Below are 20,473 nucleotides of genomic sequence, written 5' to 3'. Positions count from 1 at the left end.
GAAGCCACTCCTTGATTCCGGACCGCCGCTCAATGACCTGGATTGCTCCATGCTCTCGAATATCTCGCGGCTCATAGCCGATTGAGCGCGGCTGCCCACGCGAAGCCTTAATATTTTGGTAAACTTTTAGAGTGCGTTCGAGTTCGCGTGCGACTTTATCGCTACTGCTGGCAAGCTCGTCCAACGTCCGACATGACACCTTCCCTGCATCGCTTTGGTACCCTGCGTTAGACGATTTCATTCATTTTTAATTTCTGCTTTCGGCGGTTGGCCTATCGATGTCGCAAGAGACCGCAGTGACCATGATGGCCGCTGCATGTTTAAATTGAATAGTTTGCCAAGACCTGTCCTTGGCCTGCCGTTGAAAACGCCTAGATCTGACGAATGAGCACTGCAGCCCGCTACATTTTCGTAAGCGAGATTTTCCATGCACATTGACGTTGGCGGCATCTCCGAACGGGCTCTTTTTGCGAAGCGATATCCGGCTCTATCAGTCGGCGGAGGGTTTGGAGAAGTTGAACGGCAGCAGGTTGCCGATGTCGTCGGCTTCTTTGCGCTGAGGCAACTCAGTGAGCACGTGGCGCAGCCAGGAGAGCGGATCGACGCCGCAGGCTCGGCAAGTTAGCATCAGGCTGTAGATCACGGCGCTTGCCCTGGCTCCGTCGGCGGTATCGCTGAACAGCCAAGATTTTCTTCCGGTCGCAAAAACTCTGATGTCGCGTTCCAGAATGTTGTTATCGATCGGCATCATGCCGTCGCTGGTGTAGCGCGTCAGATAATCCCATTGGTTCAGGGTGTAGGACACGGCATCGCCTAGCTTGGTATCCGGTACGACCTTTGGCGCGATATTGTCGAGCCATGACTTGAGTGCGGCCAGGACAGGCAAGCTATGCTGTTGCCGGAAACGGCGAACGCAATCGGCCTGCGTTTCACCGGTGTTGGGCTTGCTCTCTCGTGCCTGCTTTTCGATCCGATAGAGCTGCTCGAAGAAGCGGAGCGCCTGCTCCGGCGGTCCGCCTCCATTCTTCCTGGTTTTGAGAGCCTCGACAAAGCGCCGCCGTGAATGAGCCATGCATCCGACATGGGTTGCGCCATGCAATGTGCGCCAGGCTGTATAGCCATCGCTCACCAATATGCCGCGGTAGTCGCCGAGAAAGGTCTGCGGGTGGACCTGACCGCGGCCCGGTTGATAATCGAGAAGCACGATTGGCTCGTCACTGTCCTCGCTGCTGCGGTATGCCCACATGTAAGACGTGCTGGTGGCTTCCTTGTTCTTTTCTTTCAGGACTTGAACGGTCGTCTCATCGCCATGAACAAGAGGCTGCGATCGAAGCCGCAGCTTCAGAGCGTCATAAATACGATGCAGGTGCTTCTCACTCGAGCCAATCACCCAGTGAGCGAGAGCACCTCGGCTGATCGGAACGCCGGCACGCTCGAATGTCTGAGCCACGCGGTAGAGCGGCGTTCCATCGACGTATTTGTGGACGAGCGCGAAAGCCAGTGTCGAGGCGGTGGCAATGCTGCCCGGCAATGGTTGCGGCGGCATCGATGCGATAACGACAGGCGTGTTGATCCCGGTACGGTCGCAATGGCGGCAGGCGTACTTGAACCGCACATTCTGCAGGACCTTTGCCTTGACCTCGATATGGAGCTGCTCGGTAACGGCCTCGCCCATGCGATGCATTTGGCTGTTGCAGCATGGACAGGCCTTCTGATCGTGGGGAAGGTCGTATTCGACACGCTCGCGCGGCAGGTCTTCTGGTAGAGGTCTGCGGCCCCGCTTTTTACCCACGGCGCCATCGACTGCTGGCAGGCCTGTATCCGGGAGATCGGCAACGCCGTCGCCATAATCACGATCACTCTCGTCCGCGGCTTCTTCGGCTTCGTTGAAGAGGCGGTCAATGTGCTTTTCGCTGCGCGGCGCAAATCGATGCAGCCTTGCGAGCGCCAGTTCTTCTTCCAGCTTGACGACCCGTCGCGAGAGCGCTTCCTTCTCAGCTTTGAGCGCAGCGATTTCGGCGGCATTTGCCGCCAACTGCGCCATCAGTTCTGCAACGCTCGGCTCGCCGGTTCGGGTCATCCCAGTTTTGAATCTGAACCGCCCCGTTGCGTCAACAGTTCAATTCGCCGCCTTCAACCGGCGATCTGATATTGCCGCACCGGATGACGGATCATCGCGTCGATATCAATCCCGTCGAGAATCCAGTGGAGCTGCTCGGTCGTCAGTGTAACCACCGCCGCCTCTCGGCGCGGCCATCGGAACTTGTCTTCCGTCAACCGCTTCAGGATCAACACAAAGCCCGAGCGGTCAAAGAACAGCAGCTTAACCCGGTCACGGCGACGATTGCAGAAGGCAAAAACTGCGGGAGCAAACGGGTCCAACGCCATCGTCTCCTGGACCAGGACCGCAAGGCTGTTGATGCCGGCCCGGAAGTCGATGGGCTCTCGATGCAGGTAGACCTTCAGATCAGCGCCCAGTCTGAACATGACCCAACGCTCCTATGATTGCGATCAGTCGACTCTCATCGTCGCACTCGACGGTCAGGCTGATCCCGTTGGGTAGGAGTGCGCTCACCTTGGATGCATGACACGGCTTGCCCGCCGCCACGCTCTTCGTCAGTAAATCGCCGCCAGAACCCGGCCGCATAGCTGGAGCAATCTGAACTGGAACAAAAGCCGAGACCGATGGCGAAGGATGCTGCTCCAGTTCCTTCTTTATCCACTTACGAACGAGATTGGCATTCACACCGTATTCCCGTGCTAGCCGAGAGACCGAAACGCCGGGTTCTAAACACGCTGCAACGAGCAGATCACGAGACGCAGGGTCATATCGACGGCGGCCATCGCGACCAACAAGCCGCACCTGCAGTTTAGGAGTATCGTTCATGATTTGGTGTCCACCTATTTTTGGTGGACACTTCATGCATCAGAGCACTGCGCCTCAGAAGGCGCATAGAAATTCGCGCTTACACATTTTCCACCTGATAACGCCGGTCGGCGCGGTGAACGATCTTGCGAAAGCAGATTTTGCCTCTTTGGACGATGCTCGCGCAGAAGCCATGGCGCTTGCAAAGGAGTATATGAGGAGGGCGGCCGGCGACGGGCGGGATGTTTCGGGTTATGCAATTGAAATTTGCAATGAGGCCGGCATAACCCTTTCTGTCGTGACGTTCCGTCAGGCTCGCTAGCAATTTGGGAGTGGGGTCGCAGTCGCAGTTGTGACCCGCGGCTCACGTGTTCCCGTCTACATCCCCGTCTTTATCTAGCATATGCACCGGCAGATAGGTGTTCTTAGCCATCCATTCCCTGACGATGAACCTGATGGTGTCGTTGCGCGTCAGTCCGAACTCGCCAGCCAGGTCACGAAGGACTTCTTCCACATCATCATCCATCGAGACGGCCGAGGCGTTGCGCAGCCTCAGCGCAGCCCGCCGAAGCATGATCTGCAGATCTGGTCGGGAGATGTCAGCAATCCGATCGGCGGCGTCTTCGAGGAGGGTGGCGGTGTCGGTTGCGGTCATTTCTTAGATCCGGTTAGTGACGCGGACGAACGTCCGCCGGGAACCGTGGATATTGACACGTTGCATGTTGCGCAACTTCCGTAGTTTTTCACGGTAGCCTTACCGAAAGGAGAGGATGGTTGCAGCCATCTGACCTTGCCCCCAAGTTTTATCCAATTTTGAGTTCGCTCCAGCGGTTTTTGGTTTCGGTATTCGGGGCGGTAGCGGCGGGTTGCGGTGCGGAGCCGTTCCGGCTGCGCAGCACCGCATCACGTCGCGGGTTTATTGTCTGAGCGAACTCGGCAGGTGTCAGCCAGCCAAGGCCTGAATGCGGGCGTTGCGCCCAAGCTAACAGCGATGCCCGTACAGATGTCAAGCACTGTCCAGTGGTGATCAAGCCGCGCGGCGGAGGCGGTAGCGTCTGAAATTTGGGTACAGCGTGCACAGCGGTCCGCATCATTGAACTGTGCAAAAGTTGGAGTGCATTTTCCGGAAATCAATGCTCCTAATCTAATCGTGTTCGGCAGCCCTGCCTGAGCGACTTCAGAGGCTGCTGTCGAACGAGGCGTTGAGTTAGGCGATCTCGTAGAGAAGATCGCAAATTAGGTCTGCAATTATGCTTGCCTGGGTGTCGCTCATGTAAGCTGCTGTCTCAACCGCCACAGCTTCGACGTCACCGTGATCGACTGCAATCAGGTCGAGCAGCCGGGTAAACTTGATCGTCAGCTCCAGATCGCCAGCAAATTCTTCGATGGTGACGGCGAGCAAGCTCCTCGTGGCTTCGATCAATCGCGACTGGATGGAGTCGGGGGAAGTCGACAGAGCCCTGACGGCTTCAAAAATATCGGCTCTCGTCTTCGGGTATTTTACGTCCATTCAATTCTCTTTCTTGGGAAGCTATCGCGAACGGAGCCTAGTTGGTGAAACGGGCTCTGATCTTGGTGCTGGATGATCGTCGATCCCTCCTATCACGAAGCGTCGTCTTAGTGCCGCAAAATATGGAGCGCTCGGGATAAGCCAGAGGCAGCTCGAGATTTCATGGATCGTTTCCGACGCTCTTCGAATACATTGGCAGGGAGACTGGCGGGATCGGCATCACTGAACCCACGCAAACCGGCTTCGGATCGAGACTGACAAGACGGACAGTTGAAGTTCAATTCCAAGGGACAGCTTCCTATAACTGGAGGGCGGATGGACTGACAGCCACCTTTAGGCTGCCACTGCGCTATCTTTGTTGAATAAAGGCGTGTCGTCAGTTCGACCGGCTTGTTCCCACTTGAACGCTGGCGGAATCAAACTTACGCTACCGCGCCGCGAACGATCCCGTGCAAGCTCATCGGGATATTTAGTTTTGTTTCAACCTGATACCGGAGGCACGAGTTGGCGACCCGAGACGACCACTCCCTTTGGAAAGAAAACCATCTGCGAAGCGCGATCGATGCAGCCGGGGTCGCTCTGTGGTCGTGGAACGTCGAAACCGACAAGTTCGCGATGGATGAACGGGCCTTCGAAATATGGGGCCTGCCTCAAAGTCCGGAGATCACGTTCGAGGATCTGTCGTCCCGGATTCATCCCGCCGACCGCGATCGCGTCAGAGCAGCCTTCTCCGCCACAAGGGCCCAGGTCGGGCGCTACGAAATCGATTTCCGCATTCTGCTGAACGACCTCGTGCGCTGGGTGTCGGCGCGCGGGCAGGGGAGCGACCTGGGTAAGGTCAAAGATACGATGTTTGGGATTTTTCTCGATGTCACTGGCCGAAAACAGGCCGAGGAGGGGCATGAACTGCTCGCCGGCGAAATGAGCCATCGCGTAAAGAATCTTCTGACCATCACCACCAGTCTTACCACCATGACGTCCCGCTCGACATCGACGACAACCGACATGGCCCGCGAACTGATCCAGCGGCTGACGGCCTTGGGCCGCGCCCATGACTTGGTTCGGCCTTTGCCGGGTCACGAGGGAAAGGCAGCGTTGATCGGTGATCTGATAACCGTGCTTCTTGCACCTTACGACGACAATGGCGCGTTCGATCGGCGCATCAGGGTCTCGGTGCCACGGATGAGCGTCGGTGAAGGAACGGCAACCACGATGGCGCTGATCATTCACGAGCTCGCCACCAACTCGCTCAAATACGGCGCCCTTTCCGTTCCTGCCGGCACCCTGGATGTATCCGGCAGTGACGGCGAACAGGACCTGACGATCATATGGACGGAGCGTGGCGGTCCGCCTGTCAAAACCCCGAACGGCGGAAGCGGTTTCGGCAGTTCTATGGTCAGGAGGGCCGTTGCTGGTCAACTTGCCGGCACCATCAGTTACGACTGGTCCGAGGCAGGAGCAATCATCACCCTTGTTATCAGCAAGGCCCGTCTTGTCGCCTGATGGCGACTGAGCTGGCTGAATTCTCCATAGGTCCCATTGCCTTGCGGCCTGCTTTGCCGCTGCTATGTTTCGGCATCATTTCTTAGCCCCGTTCTGAAGTCGTCTACTCTTGACGTGGCCGGGAGCCGAAGCAATCTAAAGGTGAATCTGCGAGGACCCGAAAACTTTTCGTTGACCGGCTCGGCCGGTTCGCCTATAGATGTCGTCATCGAGATTTGCTTGCTGAGCTTTGGTTACCGCGCGATTGGCACCGCGCCTTGAACGAACTTCCCTTTCAAAAATCGCTATCACCGTCTGCAGCGCCTCTTACGCTGCGGTTATCTATCGCTATTGCTACGAAAGGGTTCATCATGACCACTGGCACAGTAAAATGGTTCAATTCCACCAAGGGTTTCGGCTTCATTCAGCCTGACAACGGCGGCGCTGACGCCTTCGTTCACATCTCTGCCGTCGAGCGCGCCGGAATGCGTGAAATCGTCGAAGGCCAGAAGATCGGCTACGACCTCGAGCGCGACATGAAGTCGGGCAAGATGTCGGCCTGCAATCTGCAGAACGCCTAATATCGATATCTGCTTTCCTTTGACCACGGATGTACTGGCACTGCCGGAAGCACGATATCAATTCAAAGGCCAGGCTCACCGCCTGGCCTTTTTGCTTGCACCCTCCGAACTTCGCGGACTGGAATTCCAATGACTGAAACATACAGCAAATCGCGCCAGCAGGCGGAAACCGCCTTCGGCAACCTCCAGGCACGATCGTGTCCCGGCAAGTGGTGTAGCTGACGGGAGGTAGCAAAGCCGAGTGCCCGCGCGCTTCTCGCTGCGCTGTAGCGGGTGATCGGCTTTGCGGGCGGCCATCAGTGTTTTCCGCTAGGGTCGGGTTGTTCAAGACCAACCTGACGGAAAGACCACCGATGACCAATGACATGATGAACGTGCGCTCCCTCGTTGAGAAGAGCGCGGATGCAGATTTATTGCGTGAGATGATTGGCTTTGCCGCCGAGCGGCTGATGGAGTTGGAAGTCGGCTCGGCCACGGGTGCTGACTTCGGTGAGAAGAACCCGATGCGGCTCGCTCAACGCAATGGCTACCGTGACCGCGATTGGGAGACGCGCGCCGGAACCGTCGAGCTTCGCATTCCGAAGCTGCGCAAGGGCAGCTACTTCCCGAGCTTTCTCGAACCGCGTCGGATGGCGGAAAAGGCCCTGACGGCGGTTATCCAGGAAGCGTATATTCAAGGGATATCAACACGCTCTGTCGACGACTTGGTCAAGGCCATGGGCATGTCTGGCATCTCCAAAAGCCAGGTGAGCCGTCTATGCGAAGAGATCGACGTCAAGGTCAAAGCGTTCCTCGACAGGCCAATTGAAGGCGAGTGGCCGTATGTATGGGTGGATGCGACCTACCTCAAAGTCCGGCGCGGCGGCCGCATCGTTTCCGTTGCTGTTATCATCGCCGTCGGCGTCAACAGCGATGGTCGACGCGAGGTCCTGGGAATGGAAGTCGGCACGTCGGAAGCCGAGCCGATCTGGACGGAATTCCTGCGCAGGCTGACACGTCGAGGATTACGTGGTGTGAAGCTTGTTGTCTCCGATGCGCATGAAGGGCTCAAGGCCGCCGTCACCAAGGTTCTCAACGCCACCTGGCAACGGTGCCGGGTTCACTTCATGAGGAACGTACTGGCGCATGCTGGAAAGAGTGGCAGGCGGGTCGTCTCGGCCTTCATCGCCACCGCCTTTGCCCAGGAGACGCCGGAGGCCGCCAGCGCTCAATGGCGCAGCGTCGCTGATCAGATCAGACCGAAAGTGCCGAAGCTCGCCACCATCCTGGACGACGCTGAAGAGGACGTGCTCGCCTACATGACCTTCCCGAAAGAGCACCGGGCGAAGCTTCACTCAACGAATCCAATCGAACGTCTCAACGGCGAAATCAAGCGACGAACGGAGGTCGTCGGCATCTTTCCCAACGACGAAGCCATCGTCCGTCTCGTCGGTGCACTGCTGCTCGAACAGAATGATGAATGGGCCGTCCAGCGCGCCAGGTACATGACGCTTGAGACCATGGCACAAATGAGCGATGATCCCCAAATCAGTCTGCCCGCTGTGGCACGCTGAAATCCCCTCCGACCCAACGTCGGAAAGCACGGCAATCAGCCGTCAGCTACACCACTCCCATGGACACGATCCCAGGCACCGTTTTTCGCCAAGGACAAGGCGAAAGAGGAACTGGACGCCGTCGCGCAATCCCGCGATGCGAAGACGTTGCGCCTGCGCGAGGCCCGTCTCGCGAAGGAATTTGCCGATCACGCTTCGGCGATGTTGGCGTCTGCGAAACGCGTCAAGCGAAGCTGATCGTCTCCTCTTGATGGGGCGGCCTGCTAAGCTTCACTCTAACCAAGGAGCTTCGAAGTGCCTGATACCAAAGACATCCAGGCGATCAACACATCCTGGCAGATCGCGATTCAGGAAATATTGCGGATGATCATCCGCGACATGTACCATGCCGGCGGTGAGGACGCGTTCAAAGGGCATATCAAGCGGATCGAAGAAGCCGCGGTCGATAGCATTTACACCGACCTAAGGCTCCGCGGCACGGACGAATGGACCGAAGTCCTGGTCAAGGAACGCGCCAGCAATTTCGTAACAACGCTACTGACTTCCTTTACCTACTAGCGCGTGAGCAGCGTTGTTTAGTCGCCGGTGTGACCAGTTCTCGGCGCCCATGGGAAGTCATATTTCGGTTTACGCTCGACAGCAGCACCATCGACAGCTTCGCTGGAACTGAGCTCGACCAGGATGTCACGGAGAGCTTGTCCTTGTGGATGACTGCCGGCGATCTCAAGAAATCTTCCTACCTGCATCCTCGTTTCCGCCCCGCCGGAAGCCATGTTCGCGCGATGAAGGACGGTCGGCTCACCGGTCACTCCATCGTAGACAAGGTGCCATGTGTCACCATTCGAGCTGGCAAAAAACTCTTTTGGGTCATTTGACATGTCGATAGCCTCGGCCAACACGGCGGCGAGTTGATCTTGGGTGAAGGGCTTGGCAAGCCGGATCGACGTCGTGTCCCCACCCTTCGGCAGCTCCGCGTATCCCGTCGCCAAGACGACCTTCATGTCAGGCGCGTTTGTGAACCTCCGCGGCCAGCTCGAGCAACGTAAGCATGCGTTTGGCCAGGATCAGCGACATACGAAAGAACTCAGACAAGCGCGTTTGAGGTCTTGCAGCGCGGAGCAGATGCGCGATTATCTGGCCTGCAGGCTTGCCTCGGGACATTTGCTGATATGCCATATCGCCAGTAAAGCTGTCGGCGGACCTTCGACGATGGGCAGACGAACGTACATCATTTGTTACTTCGCACTTGCGGTAATTGTCATACGATTCAAAACCCTAAATAATAACAAAAATCAGTTGCTTAGTCTGGGTTTCTCGACTACGTTTTTTTACAGAAGAGCTCCGAAATAACCGACCCTCGGAGGCGAAACTCAACGGTCGTTTAACCTCGCTTGAGGGAGGATGATGACATTGTTTGTCCGACTTCGTTTCTTCGCAATGGTGCAGCGAGTGCGTGATCTCGTCTCGATCCGATACCGACCTACGACGTAGATGCGTCTCGTCGTAGACCCTTTGTTCCGTTTTCTAAGATGGTGCTCCCGTGCGGCGCGCCCGAGGTTCGGCATGCAAAAGCAAGCTGTCGTATTCAACGGTCAGGAAGTCGGGATCGCGGTCCCTGTCGAAAACCGCCTCAAATTCATCGCTGTCCGCTTCAATGTCATCGACTTGGACAACAGGCTCTTTGACACGGTTACCGAAATCCGGCGCGCCATTACAGAGCATCTCGCGTCCAGCGGTCGCGCGATTACCTCTCACTGAGTGGCAGGAGATATTCTTCAACGCCACGGCACGACTGGGACCGCAGGTTCGTTGCGAGAAGCGGTGGGGCGCAGCTGGAATCCGGCCACAACGTTCAGAGCTTCCGAACGCGCGAACCGGCTCGCTAGTTCTTGAAAACTTGGCGGTCGATCGACTGAACATCGAAGGCAGTCTGTGGTCGGTTCCGCAAACGCCGGCGAAGGGGCGCTGTGTCGATGTCGGACAGGGGTGAGGGGCGCACACGAATGGATCATGGCCCTCATCCCAGTTTCGGCCTTTCAATTCAGCCCTGAAAGGCTCCAGTGCGCCGGGCTACTTGGCAACATGCCAAACGCCGCCGACGCCATCGCCGGTCATATCGCCAGGCTTCTTGTCTCCGACGAAGGTGTAAAGCGGCTTACCTTCATAAGCCCACATTTCCTTGCCGTCGGCCGCCTTGACGAGTGACCATTCGCCTTCGGCCTTGGCCTTGGCGGCGGCGTGGAAGGCCGGCCATTTCTTCAAGCAGGCATCGTCGCAGTTTGATTTGCCCATGGCGTCCTTGTCGAACGTATAGAGTGTCATACCTTTGGCGTCTGCCAGGATCTTACCCATCTTCGTATCGACCATTTTTGCCGGTTCCGCTGCAAAGGCCGAAAAGACGGTTGCAGCCAACAGGCCAATGGAGACGATCAGCGTTTTCATGATTACCTCCGGTTCGGAAGTGCCAGCGGGATGCCGGTAGTGTCCGATGTGAGCAAGAAACGCTTCGGCGAGGTGGCGGTTCCGCGATCTGACCGGCGGCGATACACATTCGGATTTGTCTTATGACCGGCCGAGGTTCCGAGGTTTGAATTGCGGGTAAGCCATGGATGAAAGGACGTGACCTCGCCCCGACTGTTGTGAGTTGCCTTACCAGCCATAGCTGAAGGTAGCGCCGCTGCCGTTATCCCCATCCTGCACCACGTCGGTTTCAGTATTTCGCCCATACTGGAAAATGCCATAGGCATTGTTGTTGCCATTCTGCCGCAAGGTTGCGGAATGACCGCTGCCCCGTTGCTGGATGAAGCCGAGGTTGCCGCGGCCGATTTGGGCGATGCCGGCGGCGTTACCCCGGCCCAACTGCCGGATGTCGGCGTCTTTCAGGCCGCGGTAGAGCGAATAGACGTGCAGTCCGCTTGAGAAAAGACCCCCATCCTCGGCATTATCAGGCGCAAGATTGAACGAGATCCGGCCGCCGGCATAGGCCGGCACAGACAAGGCTATTTGCCCCAGGCTCGCGGCAAGAAGAGTGACGGTAAGGGTCTTAAACACGTTGCGGGTCATCCTGATCTCCATTTGCCGGCTGGACTTGGCCGATGATCGACTTTCGCATCTTCAAGCTGAACCCGTTCGGAATTGCCCGTTCAGTTGTCGTTCAGTCGTTGCCGCCTGGTCGAAGAAAAAGGGCGCCAAAACCGGCGACCCTTTTCAAGAGATCTGCAGAGTGTGGAGGCCGTTCAGTTGCCGCCGGTCTTCGTGCAACTGAAACGCTTATCCCCGATCACGACATCCAGTGTCGCCTTGTATTCGGTTCCCTTGGAGTCGAGCGAAACGGAACTGAGGACAGCCGTATGTCCCGCTATGGAATCGAAGTCGCCACCCTGGTTGATCGTGGAGCTTCCGCCATCCCCTGATTTCTCGACATGGAAGGTGTAAGTACCGCCAACGTGCTTGTCGGCGCGGACGAGCGCATCCAATCTCACCATACCTGCTCCAGGCGTTGCTTTGATTTCGCAAAGCTGCGCCTCGTCAGATTGGTTGGGAGTCGTCACGGCCGCAACGGCGCCGACGGGAAGCAGGACTAGCGCGAGAATCGCCATCAGGCGGCGTGGATGTTTGATATTATTACGCATGGGGCGTCCCCTAATGGCATGCTGTTGCGATCTGACCTCTTTTTACGTCACCGCGCAGCCTGCTTATGGGCAGGCCTGGACGAAGGCCGCGACATTGCCGTTGCCGCCCTGACTGACATTGGCATTGCAGCCACGACCGACCTGGACACCAGCCGCGATGTTGCCATTGCCGTCCTGGGTCAGGATGGTCGTGTGGTTGGAGCCAAACTGGCCGATCCCGGCCACGTTGCGGTTGCCGTTCTGATAGGTGGCGCCATAGTTGTCATGCCCTTCCTGACCGACAGCCGAAAGGTTATGGCGACCATATTGACGGCCGACAATCCGGTTGTAGCCACCGCTCTGGTAGGTTCTGATCCGGTTTGCGTATCCTTCCTGCGCGCCACCGGCAGAGTTCGACCATCCATATTGTTCGATGCTCACATCGTTGGCCATGGCGGGAGCTGCGGCGGTGAGGCCAACGAGCGCGACGAGGGCGGTTGCAATGAAAGACGTGCGGATCATGACTGTGTCTCCTCAGGGCGGATAGGACCGCGGTTGAACGACTTCCTTCTAGACGTCCTCACTGGAACGGAAGCTGAAGGCACCATTCAGTCGGGGTTCATTGGCAGAGATCGGAGCCCGCTGAATTGCGGAGCTGATGCTCGGAGAAGTTTGAGCCAGTCGCTGGAATTCGAAATTCAGATGGCAGTCGTGAGGGCCAGCATCCAACTCGGCAGAGCGTCAAGCAGAACTGTTTGAACCGTGCGATCGAGGCCGGTGAGCGTCATGGCGCCGGCAAGAACGAGCAGCACTCCGAGCGCGATCTTGAGGCCGCTGGCTGTGGTAATCATGCGCCCGCGCCAGCGCAACAAAGCTTCGCGCGACAGCATCGACAGCAACAGCAATGGCAAGGCCGTGCCGATGCCGAAAGCGAGCATGGTCAATGTGACCATGCCAAGATTTTCGCCGCGGGCAGCCATGATGGAGGCAGCGCCCAGGGTGGGGCCGACACACGGCGTCCATACCGCGCCGAGGAGCAGGCCGACACCGAACTGTCCGGAGATGCCCGACGTCGACAGGCCGCTGAAGCGGTTTTGCGTCCAGTTGCTCACTGGACCTGCCGCGGTGGCAAAACCAACCTGCAGACGCGGCACCAGCAGCACCGCGCCGACAAGGATCAGCAGCAAGGCCGCACCGGTGCGGAAGACTGTCATGTCCAGGCCGATCGAGAAGCCGATGGTGGCAACCAACAGGCCGATTGCCGTGAACGATAGCGCCACGCCGGCTGCCAACGCCAGCGGCGCAAGCCGATGCTCCGCCACGGCGCCGGTCAACACGACGGGGATCAGCGGTAGGACACAGGGCGACAGGATCGACAGGATACCGGCGAGCAGGGCGAGCAGCATCGATCTACAGCGCCTTGCGCATGATTGCCTCGATTGCGGCGGGGTTGGTCTTGCCGGTCATCCGGTCGACCTCCTTGCCGCCCTTGTAGACGATCAACGTGCTTTGCATCTGGACATGCAGCAGTTTCAGCACGTCCTTCTGCGTATCAAAATCGACCTGGAACTCTTTCATGTCCTTGAAATCGGGTGTGCTGAGAAGCTTGGCGACGACCGGCTTCTGCAGCTTGCATTCCCCGCACCAGGGGGCGGTGACGTGCACGATGATCGGTCCGCCGGCGGCAACCGCCTCCTTGAAACCAGGCAGCGGGTCATTACCGGCAGCAAAGACGGGTATCGCGATCGCGAGGGCGACAGCGGCGAAGGAAAGAAGGACGTGACGGCGGTTCATACAGGAGTCTCCATGGTGCGAGATGCAGGGGGGAAGTGTGTGAATAGGTCATCAGCAGCGGCGGCTGCGGCCTGTGGCGCGGTGATAGTGACGAACACGCCAGCGGCGTCGTGCGTCAGGTCGAAGGTCAGGAAGGCGCAGCAAGCCTGCTCCGCGCGCACCAATTCGCTGACCTCGGCAAGCGCGTCGGGCGCATAGGTCAGGTTCAGGCGCAGGCCGGTTCGGGTTGCCTGCCGAAGATGGCGGGACGTCAGGGCCCGGATGAACTCGGTCCGCGCCTTGAATGCGTTGGCGTCCAGCGTGCAGGCAATCGGGGCTTCTTGCTTGACGTCGGTGCTGCAAGAGCCGCAGCCACAGCTGTCCGCCGCCATCAGGTTTTCGACGTCGGCCGGTGGCGCAGCCTTTCGCCGCCACAGCAACAACAGGCCAGTTGCAGGCACAACGAGGAGGATCGCGACGGCGCCCCATTTGACAAGTGCGCCGACCAAAACAGCGCTGGCGCTGGCGAGCATAAGAGGCAGGACGCTACAGCACGCGGCACAGGCCGCGACTGCAGCACCTGTCAGCCTCATTCCAGTGTTCATCGTCGACTTCCGCTTTTCAGACTGGTCGAAGCCTACGCCTTCAAGTAACTTGAAGGGCAAGGAGATAATCTGCCATGAACGTTCACATCCGCGTGTTCAGCATCGGCGCCTTGGCAAAGGCGACGGGCACCAGCACGCCGACCATCCGCTACTACGAGGAAATCGGTCTGCTGCCACCGGCAAACCGGACGGCAAGCGGACAGCGCACCTACGACGAAGCCGACATCGGCCGGCTGACCTTCATCAAGCAATGCCGTGACTTCGGCTTCAGCATCGACCAGGTTCGCGTGCTGGTCGATCTGTCGATCAGTACAGCGCGGGCCTGCACCGAGACGCGGGATATCGCACAGGCGCATCTTGATGAGGTCCGCGCCAAGATGCTTGAACTGCGGGCCTTGGAGGCTCGCCTGCAGGGTTTCGTCACGCGATGCAATGACGCCTGCGCCGGTGGACCGGGCAGCGACTGCGTGATTTTCAAGGACATGGCAGCGCCGCAGACCAAAGGCTGCTGCGGCTGAGTGGAGCTCCGCGACGCCTCAACCGCGCCATGGGCATAAGATGCCGCAGAGAGCGATGGCGGTTGCGGCTTCATAATGCCGCGTTCGGTTGAATCCTAATCTGGAAAAGTCTCCATTTTCTCCCTTGCCGCTGCACGGTGGCAGGGGACGGCGCGATGGCGACGGAGAGCCTCGATCCTTGCTCCGAACCATCGGGATAGCGGCACGCCGAGCCGACCGAAATCTGCCGTCGGGCGTTTTGCATGCCGATGCATACGCGTTCTCGCAGACCGGCGCGATGGAAGTTTTAGGCAGCGGCGCGATGGTCATCCCGTGCCGCGTCCCAGACTTCTCTCGCTGCATCCATGTTCATTGCAGCGATGCCAAGACCGACGATCAGGTCTGGCCACGCCGAACTCCAGACAAAGGCGGTGACGAGGCCCGCTCCAATGATGGCGATATTGGCCAGCGCATCATTGCGTGCGGAAAGAAAGGCAGCCCGCGTGAGGCTACCGCTCTCGTGACGGAAAGCCGCAAGCAGGAAGGCACGGGACGGATTGATGGCAAGCGCTCCAGCGCCCGTGACGGTCAACAGAAAGGGCTGCGGCGGCGCCGGATCGATGAAGCTTCGATAGGCCGTCCGAGCAGCAACGGAGAAAAGCACCCATTCCTCGATGATCTTGCCGATGACGCCGAGCTGAGAGGGACGGTTCTGCGCCGCCCGGTTCGGGTCGAGACAAGATCAAGCACGCGGTCGAGGCTGTCGGCTCGTTCTACTCCTCGCAGACGCCCCCTTCTATGGGGCGATCGATCAGCGCCATTTCCTGCAATACAAGGCAACACTTCGCACGGGCTTCGATCTGGAAGCGGTTGGCGTCATCGACCGTGACGAGACCGGACTCGTTCGGCGCGTGACGATGACGTTTGCGCCTGGCTTGCTGACCGCAGCCATCGCGCCGACCTTACCCAGCAGATGGAGCTGAAACGCTCCCTTGGCCGCACCAATACACTGGGACTGAGCATGTGATTTGATGCGCGAAGGCCGACGTTGGCAATCAAGCCGATATCTTTCCGTCAGCCTCGACATCGCCATCGTCGAACCTCTTCCAGGGTCTCGATCAGGACGGACGGTCAAGCATGTCAGTCTCGATCGTAGCTCGGCCGCCAGCCACGCGTGATGCCGCGGCTCATAGCGCCCTCTGCCAGTGCTAGCTGCCGGCGGAGGTGGCGGATATCCTCCAGCAAGGTTCCGACCGCCGCGCGCGCGTCGCCCCCATGGTAGGCGATCACTTCCTCGCCCTGATCAACCACGGCTTCTCCGATCGGCTGCTCGCGCGTATCCGTGCTCCATTCTTCGGTTCAGATTGGCGGCCGCCTCGCCGATGTTCTTATTATGTTCGCACGTGGAGGGGAGTCAAGAGCGCGTGAGAGATTCGGCTACGGTCGGCAATGAGCGACTTCAGCGCTTCTGTCGCTGCTGCCACGGGATGAGATTGCCTTGCTTGTCCCGTAACCCCAGCTCGCATTCATCCGAAATCCTTTGCCGATGCTCCTCGGCTGTGCCTGCAACAGGTAGAAGCGTTCTAACAACGCTTGAGCCTCTTCGGTTGGTAGGCCCATCCGGCGTAACCGCTCAATCAAAGCTATCTGGTGAGCGAGATGCTTCTCGCCCTCCAATACGTGCCTTGCTACCATCTCCGCCGGCGTCTCATAGGTGCCCATGCGACACTGTACCCCGCCACGATCCTTTTGGCGACGACGGACTAATTCAAGCAATTCGTGACGGTTTCGTGGATCTCCGAAATCCAAACACCTGCTCGGGTGCAGCCGACAGCGCCGGTGACTGTGAGGAAGAAAGGCCCCACGATTGCGGGGATTAAGCGGAGGGGTGTTTTCTAGTAGCCGCGCCAGGCGCGACAAGGAGAATATCGCTAAAATCCCTTAGATTTGCAATAGATATTACTTTTTAACCTCCCGATCTCCACCTTTTGATCAAAGATTCGGAACAGACCCGAATTGTACGTGACCGTGCAGAATAAGAAATTCCATATCTATTTGCCCGATTTTATTATAGCCGACATATTGATGTGATACTTCTCATTTGGCCGCTCAACGTTAGTTGCTAGACCCCAAGCAGTTAGATCTCCTGTGCGTTGGGCGGTCACCTAACCTATGAAGAGATCTGTGCAGCAAATCAGCCTCCGCCTAAGAAATACTGACGTTTCGCGTGGCGGCGGGGCGCATAATCAATCTTGGTCAGTTGCTTTTTAAGGCATTGCTGATGAACTGTCGGCATGACAAAGCCGCCTCGCATACCTACACAGCCGCTGCTCGGTGACGTTGACGCATCAATCCGCAGCCGGGCGCGCCGCCGCCGCGATCCCACCCAGCCGCAACTCCCCCTTGATCCTATGCCTGCTCGCATCGATCCGTGCCTCGCGCTGCTGAAGCCACGGCCACCGAAAGGCCCGCAGTGGGCCTTCGAGGTGAAGTGGGACGGGTACCGCCTGGCCGTCCACATTGCGCCATCTGGCGTCCGGATCCTGACGCGGGGAGGGCATGACTGGACCGATCGCTTCCCGGCCGTTGCGGCCGAGGCCAAAAGACTCTCAGTTTCAACAGCTATCCTGGATGGCGAAGCCGTCGTTCTCGACCACCATGGTCGGTCGGATTTCGGTATGCTTCAGCAATCGCTCGGCGGGCGCGGCGGCAAGCGGATGTCCAGAGAGGCAATTTTCATGGCGTTCGATCTTCTCTATTTCGACGGCCATGACCTAACCGAGACGGATCTCGCCTCCAGGCGTCATCTCCTCGAGGGGCTGGTGCCGCCCGCGGGGGAAGATGCCATCCGGCTTTCCGAAGAGATCGATGCGGACGGCGAAACGCTTCTGCGCATTGCCTGCGAACACGACCTCGAAGGCATCATCGCGAAAGACCGCAACAGCACCTATCGCAGCGGCCGCCTCGGGGACTGGGTGAAGATCAAATGCGTCCAGAGCGATGGCTTCTTGATCGTTGGGTATGAGAAGTCGAAAGCCTCATTCGGGGGCATCGGGCGGCTGCTGCTCGCCGCGCGCAAGGGAAACGAGCTCGTTTATGTCGGAGGAGTGGGAACCGGCTTTAACGAACGTTCCGCGGGCCAGCTTCGGAAGCAGATGGACGAACTGATCATTGGCAAGGCCGCTGTCGACACAGGACGGAAGCGTAATGCGGTCTTCGTCGATCCGAAAATTGTTGCCGAGATCGAGTATCGTGCGTGGACACATGATGCGAAGCTGCGGCATGCGTCATATAAGGGGTTGCGGGATGTGGCCGATGAGGCGACGGTTTACGAGCTGGAATAGCTCGGGATGCTATCGGCGCTTCACTTCGCTGCGGGTGTGGGGTGGCGTGGACTTTTCGCAGGAGCGCCCTACATCCACTTTATCGTCAGCAACCGAAAACGTAGGCGCTGATGGCCGAGGGTTACGATGTGCTCCCGCCTGCAAATAGCGGTGTGCACCCAATGCGCAACTCCCCTCTCGAAACTACCTTGTCATCCTCCCGTGCTCTTCTAATCCGATCATACGAGTTGCTGAAATCAACCGATCGTCTTGTAGCTGGAGGACGCTCATCCTCGGAACTGCCGGCAAAAGGCGATCCAGATCCCGCGTCAAGGCAAAGCGACGCCAACTCCGCCGAAAAGGGATAGCTGGTCGTCGCCCGATGACGGAGGTTCGCCAGCATAACGCGGATCAGGCATTGCCGTCGACATCTCCGTCTTCGTCCAGGTGATGCACTGGCTCCTCCCTTGCAACCCGGCCCAGCCGGTCGGATCGGGCGCTGACCGTCAGAGCTAGGACAGCCAGAGCTTCGCATTTCTAACTGGCCAGCGGCGCTGCATCTCTAATCAGCTTTGACAACACTGAAAATAGGGGGGTCGACGGTCCTGTTCCTTTCAAATTGTAAGCGGCTATTTCGGCGTGTCGGCTTTGTTGGCGCGCGCCTGAATTTGCGTGCATCGCTCGAACAGGTGCTCGAACGGCTCGGAATCGCCGAGCAGCAGACCGTCGTCTACCATCCGCGCGTAATCTTCGCCGAGCGCGCGCAGACCTTCTCCGGATGGCGTGAGAACCAGATTGCCGTTGACGGCTGCGGCGTAGTCGATAGGTGAGCGGTCGGCCGCCTTTTGCGCAAAGAACATGGATTTGTGTTTGGCCACGACATTGGCAAGCTGCCGATCCGCGAATGCTTTGTCGGCGAAACCGGCATCATCCAGCCGAACGACGTCATGCCAGTGGCGGGCAAAACGATCGCCGCGGAGACGTTCCTGCAGGCAGAAGACATGGATTGCGGTCGCTTTCTCCCAGAACGTCCGCTCCGCGTGCATGACGCGAGGGCTCGTTTTCGGAAATTCGACACCATCGACGTGACCCGAAGCGTCGCAGCCGACATCGCGGATACTGGCTGGCTCACCGGTTGACCGTGCGCCGAATTCGAGCATGACGCTCGGGGCGACATAGCCGGATCCGCTGCTCACCGCGTCATAGTCCAGATAGAGCGTATAATCCTCGAGGCGAATTGCCGCCGGAAGAGATTGATCGTGCAGCGCGCCGGCGATCACCGGCTCCACCGAGTCCGAGACCCAGACCGGAAGCCGCTTTCGCACTTCGCTGGTCCAGCGCTTCTCCTCACTGCGGGTTTTCGGCAGCGCCTCATCATTGTCGCTGACCAAGTCCGGTGCCAGGGCGCGGATATCATAGGTCAGGTCGACGTCCTCGGAGAACCTTTTGATGACGCCGTAGGCTTTCGAAAGCGAAGTGCCACCCTTGAAGACGAGGTGCTCGCCGAGCTTGGACGAAAAGAGCGTCTGCAGCGTCCAGACGACCCAGACATCCTTTTCGAGCAGGTGAATGGGCCGTCCGGTGCTGTCGGCCGCGACGGCCAAGGCTTCGCGCCGGTCGTCCTTTGACAAGGTCAGGAACTGATCAGCCATGCGCAGCCTTTCCCACGCTTCTTGCAAGCCAGGTCGGGAACTGCGGTGCCGCCGCCACTAGCTCGCCGAACGCGTCTGGCGGCAGCTTTCGCTTGATCCGCGGCAGTGCCTCATCGGCCTTCTCGGGCCCAAGCCAGGCGAGCGCACGGACCGCCACGCCGGCGGGCCGATCGGCCAAGGCCAGTTGCCAGCGAGGCACATGCCTGAGCTCGACCGTCTGCTGTCCAAGGTTCATCGTCCGGCTGCGGCCGGATGTCAGGTAGACGGAGCGGACCGGGACCTGGGTGGTCAGGCCTAGGGAATTCGCAGCGGCGGCGCCGTTTGAGACGATGACCTCGCCGCGTTGCCGCGCCACGGCCTCCACCGCCTGTTCAACTGTCGGCGGCCGGCTGCCAAAACGGCTTTTGACAGGCCGCATATAGATGCCGCGGCCGGCCCGGACGAGCTCGCCGCGCTCGGCCAGGCGCGACAGAGCCTGGTCCAGGGCGGCACGATTTCCGAGATGCAAAAAGCTCTTTGCCGAAAGCGCGGACCCTTCCGGCAGTCGTTCAGCATGGCCCATGATTTGTGACGTCAGCTTTTGCATGACATGTCTCCTGTTAGAAATATATGCAGTTTTCTGACGGTTTGCAATGAGAGGGGAAAGACGACGCGTGTCATACTGGTATTTCTCGCCGCGTTCGTATTCTTTCTGGGAGGATCGAGGAAGGCGCCCGCTGCCTATGCAGGGCGTTGAACGTCGTTGGCAGGCCAGAGCTCTCGAGGCCAGCGACCGGCTTGTTGCCATAGAGTTCGCGTTTTAGGCCAGGAAGATCGCATAATGGATCGAAGGGAACCGGCCATAGTTGCGAAGCAGGAAAACGCACTGCTTGCCAAGCACATAGGTATTTCGCGGCAGTGACCGCGGTTCGAATCCTTTCAAGGCGCAGGGTATTATCGCTCGTTAGGATTCGACTGTGCCCAGGCAAAATTAACCTCTGCGACATCCTGCTCTCCGAGCGTCACGTTTTTTGGGGCCCG

24 protein-coding genes and 2 pseudogenes are annotated in these 20,473 nt (G+C 58.7%); 8 read left to right on the top strand and 18 right to left on the bottom strand.

The features are described 5' to 3' along the window. Nucleotides 1-490: 490 nt before the first annotated feature. The 3 genes from tnpC to tnpA are packed head-to-tail and all read right to left on the bottom strand — an operon-like array spanning nt 491 to nt 2,887. Entirely contained in the window at nt 491-2,080 is a 1,590-nt protein-coding gene (tnpC, locus tag CO657_RS31260) for an IS66 family transposase (protein WP_128715614.1), read from the bottom strand. A gap of 53 nt (nt 2,081-2,133) precedes the next feature. Further along, entirely contained in the window at nt 2,134-2,487 is a 354-nt protein-coding gene (gene tnpB, locus CO657_RS31255; RefSeq protein WP_054186397.1) for an IS66 family insertion sequence element accessory protein TnpB, read from the bottom strand. Further along, nucleotides 2,468-2,887: an IS66-like element accessory protein TnpA gene (gene tnpA, locus CO657_RS31250; protein WP_082366448.1), complete on the bottom strand. Its 420-nt coding sequence runs from the start codon at nt 2,885-2,887 to the stop codon at nt 2,468-2,470. Before tnpA ends, tnpB begins: the two co-directional genes overlap by 20 nt. 34 nt (nt 2,888-2,921) lie before the next feature. Between tnpA and CO657_RS31245 the strand changes: the two genes are divergently transcribed. Continuing rightward, on the top strand, nt 2,922-3,188 hold the full coding sequence (locus CO657_RS31245; protein WP_054186358.1) for a DUF6894 family protein: 267 nt from the start codon (nt 2,922-2,924) through the stop codon (nt 3,186-3,188). A 42-nt stretch (nt 3,189-3,230) separates the two neighbouring features. Here CO657_RS31245 and CO657_RS31240 read toward each other — a convergent pair whose 3' ends face one another. The 3 genes and pseudogenes from CO657_RS31240 to CO657_RS31230 all read right to left on the bottom strand — a co-directional run bounded on the left by CO657_RS31240 (nt 3,231) and on the right by CO657_RS31230 (nt 4,376). Further along, complete coding sequence (locus tag CO657_RS31240; RefSeq protein ID WP_054186359.1) at nt 3,231-3,521, bottom strand: hypothetical protein; 291 nt, start codon at nt 3,519-3,521, stop codon at nt 3,231-3,233. 148 nt (nt 3,522-3,669) lie between these two features. Continuing rightward, nucleotides 3,670-3,840: pseudogene (locus CO657_RS31235) on the bottom strand (IS3 family transposase); the annotation flags it as partial. A gap of 233 nt (nt 3,841-4,073) precedes the next feature. Continuing rightward, complete coding sequence (locus tag CO657_RS31230) at nt 4,074-4,376, bottom strand: hypothetical protein (protein ID WP_054186360.1); 303 nt, start codon at nt 4,374-4,376, stop codon at nt 4,074-4,076. Nucleotides 4,377-4,880: 504 nt separating this feature from the next. Between CO657_RS31230 and CO657_RS31225 the strand changes: the two genes are divergently transcribed. From CO657_RS31225 to CO657_RS31210, 4 genes are all read left to right on the top strand, one after another. Further along, a complete protein-coding gene (locus CO657_RS31225) occupies nt 4,881-5,879 on the top strand; it encodes a sensor histidine kinase (RefSeq protein ID WP_054186361.1) in 999 nt (332 codons plus the stop codon). Between the two features lie 350 nt (nt 5,880-6,229). Next, nucleotides 6,230-6,439 carry a cold-shock protein gene (locus tag CO657_RS31220; protein ID WP_054186362.1) on the top strand — a complete coding sequence of 70 codons (210 nt, stop codon included), beginning with the start codon at nt 6,230-6,232 and terminating at the stop codon, nt 6,437-6,439. 353 nt (nt 6,440-6,792) lie between these two features. Beyond that, the gene (locus CO657_RS31215; RefSeq protein WP_128715534.1) at nt 6,793-7,992 is read left to right on the top strand and encodes an IS256 family transposase; all 1,200 of its coding nucleotides are present in this window, start codon (nt 6,793-6,795) and stop codon (nt 7,990-7,992) included. Between the two features lie 294 nt (nt 7,993-8,286). Then, complete coding sequence (locus CO657_RS31210) at nt 8,287-8,550, top strand: hypothetical protein (RefSeq protein WP_054185974.1); 264 nt, start codon at nt 8,287-8,289, stop codon at nt 8,548-8,550. A gap of 17 nt (nt 8,551-8,567) precedes the next feature. Here CO657_RS31210 and CO657_RS31205 read toward each other — a convergent pair whose 3' ends face one another. Beyond that, nucleotides 8,568-8,993: a hypothetical protein gene (locus CO657_RS31205; RefSeq protein ID WP_054185975.1), complete on the bottom strand. Its 426-nt coding sequence runs from the start codon at nt 8,991-8,993 to the stop codon at nt 8,568-8,570. 562 nt (nt 8,994-9,555) lie between these two features. Between CO657_RS31205 and CO657_RS31200 the strand changes: the two genes are divergently transcribed. Then, nucleotides 9,556-9,750, top strand: a complete 195-nt coding sequence (locus tag CO657_RS31200) for a hypothetical protein (RefSeq protein ID WP_003577126.1) — start codon at nt 9,556-9,558, stop codon at nt 9,748-9,750. Between the two features lie 312 nt (nt 9,751-10,062). On the opposite strand, the gene CO657_RS31195 is transcribed toward CO657_RS31200, so the two are convergent. The 7 genes from CO657_RS31195 to CO657_RS31165 form a co-directional block, all read right to left on the bottom strand. After that, a complete protein-coding gene (locus tag CO657_RS31195) occupies nt 10,063-10,434 on the bottom strand; it encodes a COG4315 family predicted lipoprotein (protein ID WP_054185976.1) in 372 nt (123 codons plus the stop codon). Nucleotides 10,435-10,641: 207 nt separating this feature from the next. Continuing rightward, nucleotides 10,642-11,055 carry a curlin gene (locus CO657_RS31190; protein ID WP_054185977.1) on the bottom strand — a complete coding sequence of 138 codons (414 nt, stop codon included), beginning with the start codon at nt 11,053-11,055 and terminating at the stop codon, nt 10,642-10,644. Nucleotides 11,056-11,228: 173 nt separating this feature from the next. Then, nucleotides 11,229-11,624, bottom strand: coding sequence for a curli-like amyloid fiber formation chaperone CsgH (gene csgH / locus CO657_RS31185; RefSeq protein ID WP_054185978.1), 396 nt, complete (start codon nt 11,622-11,624; stop codon nt 11,229-11,231). Between the two features lie 63 nt (nt 11,625-11,687). Then, the gene (locus CO657_RS31180) at nt 11,688-12,125 is read right to left on the bottom strand and encodes a curlin (protein ID WP_054185979.1); all 438 of its coding nucleotides are present in this window, start codon (nt 12,123-12,125) and stop codon (nt 11,688-11,690) included. 176 nt (nt 12,126-12,301) lie between these two features. After that, nucleotides 12,302-13,009, bottom strand: a complete 708-nt coding sequence (locus tag CO657_RS31175; RefSeq protein WP_054185980.1) for a cytochrome c biogenesis CcdA family protein — start codon at nt 13,007-13,009, stop codon at nt 12,302-12,304. 4 nt (nt 13,010-13,013) lie between these two features. Continuing rightward, nucleotides 13,014-13,397, bottom strand: coding sequence for a thioredoxin family protein (locus CO657_RS31170; protein WP_054185981.1), 384 nt, complete (start codon nt 13,395-13,397; stop codon nt 13,014-13,016). After that, nucleotides 13,394-13,909: a hypothetical protein gene (locus CO657_RS31165; protein WP_128715638.1), complete on the bottom strand. Its 516-nt coding sequence runs from the start codon at nt 13,907-13,909 to the stop codon at nt 13,394-13,396. The genes CO657_RS31170 and CO657_RS31165 overlap by 4 nt, the downstream gene beginning before the upstream one ends. Before the next feature lie 146 nt (nt 13,910-14,055). Here CO657_RS31165 and CO657_RS31160 point away from each other — a divergent pair, with 146 nt between their 5' ends. Further along, a complete protein-coding gene (locus tag CO657_RS31160; RefSeq protein WP_054185983.1) occupies nt 14,056-14,499 on the top strand; it encodes a MerR family transcriptional regulator in 444 nt (147 codons plus the stop codon). Nucleotides 14,500-14,785: 286 nt separating this feature from the next. On the opposite strand, the pseudogene CO657_RS31155 reads toward CO657_RS31160, so the two are convergent. Together CO657_RS31155 and CO657_RS37785 are read right to left on the bottom strand one after the other, a co-directional pair. After that, nucleotides 14,786-15,109, bottom strand: a pseudogene (locus tag CO657_RS31155) (cation transporter); the annotation flags it as partial. 509 nt (nt 15,110-15,618) lie between these two features. Then, complete coding sequence (locus CO657_RS37785) at nt 15,619-15,801, bottom strand: hypothetical protein (protein WP_054185984.1); 183 nt, start codon at nt 15,799-15,801, stop codon at nt 15,619-15,621. A gap of 971 nt (nt 15,802-16,772) precedes the next feature. Between CO657_RS37785 and ligD the strand changes: the two genes are divergently transcribed. After that, a complete protein-coding gene (ligD, locus tag CO657_RS31135; protein WP_054185985.1) occupies nt 16,773-17,822 on the top strand; it encodes a non-homologous end-joining DNA ligase in 1,050 nt (349 codons plus the stop codon). A gap of 608 nt (nt 17,823-18,430) precedes the next feature. On the opposite strand, the gene CO657_RS31130 is transcribed toward ligD, so the two are convergent. Together CO657_RS31130 and CO657_RS31125 are read right to left on the bottom strand one after the other, a co-directional pair. Then, the gene (locus CO657_RS31130; RefSeq protein WP_054185986.1) at nt 18,431-19,453 is read right to left on the bottom strand and encodes a nucleotidyl transferase AbiEii/AbiGii toxin family protein; all 1,023 of its coding nucleotides are present in this window, start codon (nt 19,451-19,453) and stop codon (nt 18,431-18,433) included. Then, the gene (locus CO657_RS31125) at nt 19,446-20,039 is read right to left on the bottom strand and encodes a DUF6088 family protein (RefSeq protein WP_054185987.1); all 594 of its coding nucleotides are present in this window, start codon (nt 20,037-20,039) and stop codon (nt 19,446-19,448) included. Before CO657_RS31125 ends, CO657_RS31130 begins: the two co-directional genes overlap by 8 nt. Between the last annotated feature and the right edge of the window lie 434 nt (nt 20,040-20,473).

Origin of the sequence: Rhizobium acidisoli (assembly GCF_002531755.2) — a bacterium.
In the GTDB taxonomy this organism is placed as follows: Bacteria; Pseudomonadota; Alphaproteobacteria; order Rhizobiales; family Rhizobiaceae; genus Rhizobium; species Rhizobium acidisoli.
This window is presented reverse-complemented; position numbering and strand designations above follow the sequence as displayed.

Bases quoted from the DNA above. Each gene is read 5' to 3' on its own strand.
- tnpC (WP_128715614.1), bottom strand. From the start codon at position 2,080: ATGACCCGAACCGGCGAGCCGAGCGTTGCAGAACTGATGGCGCAGTTG.
- tnpB (WP_054186397.1), bottom strand. From the start codon at position 2,487: ATGTTCAGACTGGGCGCTGATCTGAAGGTCTACCTGCATCGAGAGCCC.
- tnpA (WP_082366448.1), bottom strand. From the start codon at position 2,887: ATGAACGATACTCCTAAACTGCAGGTGCGGCTTGTTGGTCGCGATGGC.
- CO657_RS31245 (WP_054186358.1), top strand. From the start codon at position 2,922: ATGCATCAGAGCACTGCGCCTCAGAAGGCGCATAGAAATTCGCGCTTA.
- CO657_RS31240 (WP_054186359.1), bottom strand. From the start codon at position 3,521: ATGACCGCAACCGACACCGCCACCCTCCTCGAAGACGCCGCCGATCGG.
- CO657_RS31230 (WP_054186360.1), bottom strand. From the start codon at position 4,376: ATGGACGTAAAATACCCGAAGACGAGAGCCGATATTTTTGAAGCCGTC.
- CO657_RS31220 (WP_054186362.1), top strand. From the start codon at position 6,230: ATGACCACTGGCACAGTAAAATGGTTCAATTCCACCAAGGGTTTCGGC.
- CO657_RS31215 (WP_128715534.1), top strand. From the start codon at position 6,793: ATGACCAATGACATGATGAACGTGCGCTCCCTCGTTGAGAAGAGCGCG.
- CO657_RS31205 (WP_054185975.1), bottom strand. From the start codon at position 8,993: ATGAAGGTCGTCTTGGCGACGGGATACGCGGAGCTGCCGAAGGGTGGG.
- CO657_RS31200 (WP_003577126.1), top strand. From the start codon at position 9,556: ATGCAAAAGCAAGCTGTCGTATTCAACGGTCAGGAAGTCGGGATCGCG.
- CO657_RS31195 (WP_054185976.1), bottom strand. From the start codon at position 10,434: ATGAAAACGCTGATCGTCTCCATTGGCCTGTTGGCTGCAACCGTCTTT.
- CO657_RS31190 (WP_054185977.1), bottom strand. From the start codon at position 11,055: ATGACCCGCAACGTGTTTAAGACCCTTACCGTCACTCTTCTTGCCGCG.
- csgH (WP_054185978.1), bottom strand. From the start codon at position 11,624: ATGCGTAATAATATCAAACATCCACGCCGCCTGATGGCGATTCTCGCG.
- CO657_RS31180 (WP_054185979.1), bottom strand. From the start codon at position 12,125: ATGATCCGCACGTCTTTCATTGCAACCGCCCTCGTCGCGCTCGTTGGC.
- CO657_RS31175 (WP_054185980.1), bottom strand. From the start codon at position 13,009: ATGCTGCTCGCCCTGCTCGCCGGTATCCTGTCGATCCTGTCGCCCTGT.
- CO657_RS31170 (WP_054185981.1), bottom strand. From the start codon at position 13,397: ATGAACCGCCGTCACGTCCTTCTTTCCTTCGCCGCTGTCGCCCTCGCG.
- CO657_RS31165 (WP_128715638.1), bottom strand. From the start codon at position 13,909: ATGCTCGCCAGCGCCAGCGCTGTTTTGGTCGGCGCACTTGTCAAATGG.
- CO657_RS31160 (WP_054185983.1), top strand. From the start codon at position 14,056: ATGAACGTTCACATCCGCGTGTTCAGCATCGGCGCCTTGGCAAAGGCG.
- ligD (WP_054185985.1), top strand. From the start codon at position 16,773: ATGACAAAGCCGCCTCGCATACCTACACAGCCGCTGCTCGGTGACGTT.
- CO657_RS31130 (WP_054185986.1), bottom strand. From the start codon at position 19,453: ATGGCTGATCAGTTCCTGACCTTGTCAAAGGACGACCGGCGCGAAGCC.
- CO657_RS31125 (WP_054185987.1), bottom strand. From the start codon at position 20,039: ATGCAAAAGCTGACGTCACAAATCATGGGCCATGCTGAACGACTGCCG.